Genomic DNA, 3,916 nt, shown 5'->3' on the forward strand with positions numbered 1-3,916 from the left:
ATCAAAGAGCCAGACGCTTAAGACGCAGAGCCGATGAAATTGTGGAACAATTCACGAATCATCGGCTCTTTTTGTTTCGTATTTGAAAGAACAAACTCACCTGTTGTCATATATTCATGCCTGTCCATTTTATCCCTCCAAAAGCATTTCTGCCTTTTCACGCATCTAATTGTAAATATTTGTATTCCCTCTTGACTATAGGGTTACCCAATAGTATATTCTATCAAATGTTGATAAAAGTTACACTATCTTTTGAAAGGAGTTTATTTATGAGTCACTCAATTAACGGCCATTTTACACCGGCCTCTCTTTTAAAATTTGCCGCACCTTCCATCATTATGATGATGTTTATGTCGTTATATACGATTATCGACGGTATTTTTATTTCACGTTTTGTCGGCAGCAATGCCCTGTCCTCTATAAACATTGTTTATCCAATCATTAATATTGTTTTTGCCATTGGCACCATGCTGGGCACCGGTGGCAATGCCATTATCAGCCGTTACATGGGGGAAGGCAAAGATAAAGAAGCCAAGGAATGTATGACCCAGTTTGTGGTCATCAGTCTGCTCATCAGTGTTGTCATTCTTGTGCTGACCCATATGAATCTGACTTCTATTTCCAGAATCCTGGGAGCCAGCGATCTTCTGCTGGCTTACTGCGACAGTTACCTTTCTGTCGTCGTCAGCTTTGCACCGGCAGCCATCCTGCAATGTCTGTTTCAGTCTTATTTTGTTACTGCAGGCCGACCAAACCTTGGCCTTGTTCTGACGATGATCGCAGGTATCCTGAATGCCGTTTTGGACTATGTTTTTATCGTTGTTTGCCAGATGGGCATCAGCGGAGCTGCCCTTGCCACAGGTATCGGTCAATCCATTCCGGCTATCGCCGGCCTGCTGTTTTTTACATTTTCGAAAGGTTCTCTGCATTTCACCCATTTCAGACTCCATCTCAGGGAACTTGGACAGGCCTGTTATAATGGTTCCTCTGAAATGATCTCACAGCTGTCCAATGCCATTGTTACATTTCTGTTCAATATTGTCATAATGCGTCTGGCCGGCGAACAGGGTGTCGCTGCCATCTCGATTTTACTGTACGGACAGTTCCTGTTCAATGCCTTTTATCTTGGATTTTCCATCGGCATCGGACCGATCGTCGGTTTCCAGTACGGCGCAGGCAACAAAAAAGAACTGAAAAATATCCATCGTATTGCTTTCCTCTTTGTGGGTATTTCCTCAGTTCTTCTGACAATCGCTGCCGTTACATTATCCACACCAATTGTTTCCGTCTTTACACATGATGCGGATACTTTCCGGCTGGCTGCTCCGGGATTTAAGATTTTTGCCATTAACTTCCTGTTCAGCGGTTTAAACATTACTTCCTCCGGATTTTTCACCGCCTTATCCAACGGTCTGATTTCCGCAATGATTTCCTTCTGCCGAACACTTGTATTTATTGTATTGAGCTTGTTGATTTTGCCGACTTTCCTTGGCTTAACCGGCGCATGGATTGCCATTCCGGTGGCAGAGTTTTTGACACTGCTCCTGTCGACGGTCATGCATGTACGGTATTTCTTCCGGCCTGGAAAACAGAATTACTTTATTTGACGCTGTGAAAACAATGCTGCGAAATCCCTAGTCTACGAAAGGTGCAGCAAAAGCCCTATTCAAAGCAGGAACGCTCGCACTGCACCTTTTCGAATTTTATGCTTTCGCAGCTGTTTATTTAGACTTCATTTAAATATCACAGCTTTTAAATAAAATTAGCCGACACTATTTTTCATCCGTAAGAAATATCTTATGATTTTATTTTTATCAACTATGTAGAATACAGATTTATACTGCTTTCCTGCATTCTCTGCTATTAACCAGTTGTAGGGACGGTTCTGGAGACCTCCTGCTTTCTGTTCGAGATGCCCACCGGTGTGGTGGCGGATTTGTATAGCCGTCGGCGCTCGGTGCTGATTGGAATGTTCCTCTACGGCCTGGGCTTTCTGATGGAGGGTGCGCTACCGTGGTTCGCGCCGGTTCTGCTGGCCCAGGTTGTCTGGGGTTGCGGTGATACCTTCATCACCGGCGCTCTGGAGGCGTGGATTGCCTCGGAGGAAGAGGACAAACCCATAGACAAGGTGTTCCTGCGGGGCAGTCAAATGGGGCAAATCGGCGGCGTTCTGGGCGTGGTGCTGGGCACACTGCTGGGAAACATAAACCTGCAAATGCCTATCATCTTGGGGGGCAGTTTGTGCTTGTTGTTGGGGCTGGTGATGGTTCGCATCATGCCAGAAACCAACTTCTCCCCTGCTATTGAGGAACGGCAGGGCTTGCTTAAAGACTTTGTCTGCCTGTTCAAGCTCAACCTGGGCTTTGTGAAAGGCGCACCTGTGTTGCTGGCGCTCTTAGCAATCACACTATGCGGGGGACTTGCCAGTGAAGGCTTTGACCGGCTCTCCACCGCTCATTTTCTGGATGACACGGTAATACCCGTTATCGGGCCGCTGAACAGCGTCACTTGGTTCGGTGTTATCAGTCTTATCGGCAACGGCTTAGGTATTCTGGCTTCTCAGTTGCTCATCGCCCGCATGGAGAAAAAAGGGACTGTCAGCCGAACCAGTGTGGTCATGTCCACCAGCGCCGGGTATATCCTGTGCCTGGTTCTCTTCGCGGTGGGGCGGAGCTTTTGGTTCATGTTGTTGGTGTTCCTGCTGGCGGGGCTTATGCGCACCATCAAGGAGCCTGTGCTGGCCGCCTGGATGAACGACCAAGTGGATGAGAAAATGCGCGCCACAGTCTTTTCCACCAGCGGACAGCTGGACTCTTTCGGGCAGATCATCGGCGGGCCTATTGTGGGGCTGGTAGCCCAGCAGGTGTCCATACCCTGGGGGCTGGTCTGTACCGCTTTCCTGCTGTTGCCCGCGCTGTTCTTAGTGCCGGTGGCGGGAAAGAAGCGGGATTGATATGGCATAGTTAAGTTTACTGACGAGCGGGAGATTACTTCCGCTCGTCTTCATTTAGTAGCGCAAAATTTGAGGACTCTTTATTTCCTTATTCGGTATAGCGGAGGCGGCTGTCAATTCGACATAATTTTCTTGTGATACTTTACCGTACATGAGCATTAGGAATAGGAATGTATCTTTGTGTGGTAGTTGTTACTTGCACAGGTATTATTGTTTCAAAAATCAGTTCCAAGCCAAATGAAGATACTCCTGAAGAAAAAGAAGAATGACCAATTCCAGTTTGCATAACTGGCAACCCAACCACAATTAAATATTCACAGCTCTACTAAGCAGGAGATCCGAAAAGGTCTCCTGCTTTTTTGCACCCTAAATTAAATGTATCACAGCTAAAACTATCGAAAACAAAATAGGCAGATACCATAAAAGAAGTTTTTCTTTGGATAGTGCTTGTCTTTTTTGAATTCATCACTTGACATTGTGGCAAAGAGCTGATGAGCCAGGACGAGCTGGCAGTTATGGATGGCGGCAAGTGCATCTTGCAGTTGCGCGGTGTGCGTCCGTTTCTTTCAGACAAGTATGACATTACCAGACACCCTAATTTCAAATACATAGCTGATGCAGACAAGCGAAATACCTTTGATATTGAAGCATTTTTGTCTGCCAGACTAAAACTCAAGCCTGATGAGGTCTGCGATGTATATGAAGTAGACACGGAGGGCGTGTAATACGGTTCCGCTGAGAAAGGAGTGATCGTATCTATTTGCCGCAACTGCCTCAGTTGAGGCCATTGGCGTACAAAGCGGACAATCGCAAGAAAAATAATGAAAAAGGAGGACAGCCGGAATCATGCCCCCGGAAACCGGGCGGCAGATTGTTCCGGCTTTTGTATGCCTATGAAACATGACAAACCTATTTTTTAATCAGATTCCGGCTAACAAACTATATGGCATTTTTTGAACAGGC

1 protein-coding gene and 2 pseudogenes are annotated in these 3,916 nt (G+C 46.4%); all 3 read left to right on the forward strand.

The genetic code is table 11. From position 1 onward, the window contains the following. The first annotated feature begins 227 nt into the window (after positions 1–227). Complete coding sequence (locus DWY93_RS14865; protein ID WP_347466344.1) at positions 228–1,607, forward strand: MATE family efflux transporter; 1,380 nt, start codon at positions 228–230, stop codon at positions 1,605–1,607. 266 nt (positions 1,608–1,873) lie between these two features. Further along, a pseudogene (gene tet(40), locus DWY93_RS14870) lies at positions 1,874–2,953 on the forward strand (tetracycline efflux MFS transporter Tet(40)); the annotation flags it as partial. Between the two features lie 479 nt (positions 2,954–3,432). Beyond that, positions 3,433–3,678: pseudogene (locus DWY93_RS14875) on the forward strand (hypothetical protein); the annotation flags it as partial. Positions 3,679–3,916 lie beyond the last annotated feature (238 nt).

Source organism: Clostridium sp. AF28-12, assembly GCF_003435225.1.
Taxonomy (GTDB): domain Bacteria; phylum Bacillota; class Clostridia; order Lachnospirales; family Lachnospiraceae; genus Pilosibacter; species Pilosibacter fragilis.

Coding starts and splice junctions, on each gene's coding strand:
- DWY93_RS14865 (WP_347466344.1), top strand. CDS start 228: ATGTTGATAAAAGTTACACTATCTTTTGAAAGGAGTTTATTTATGAGT.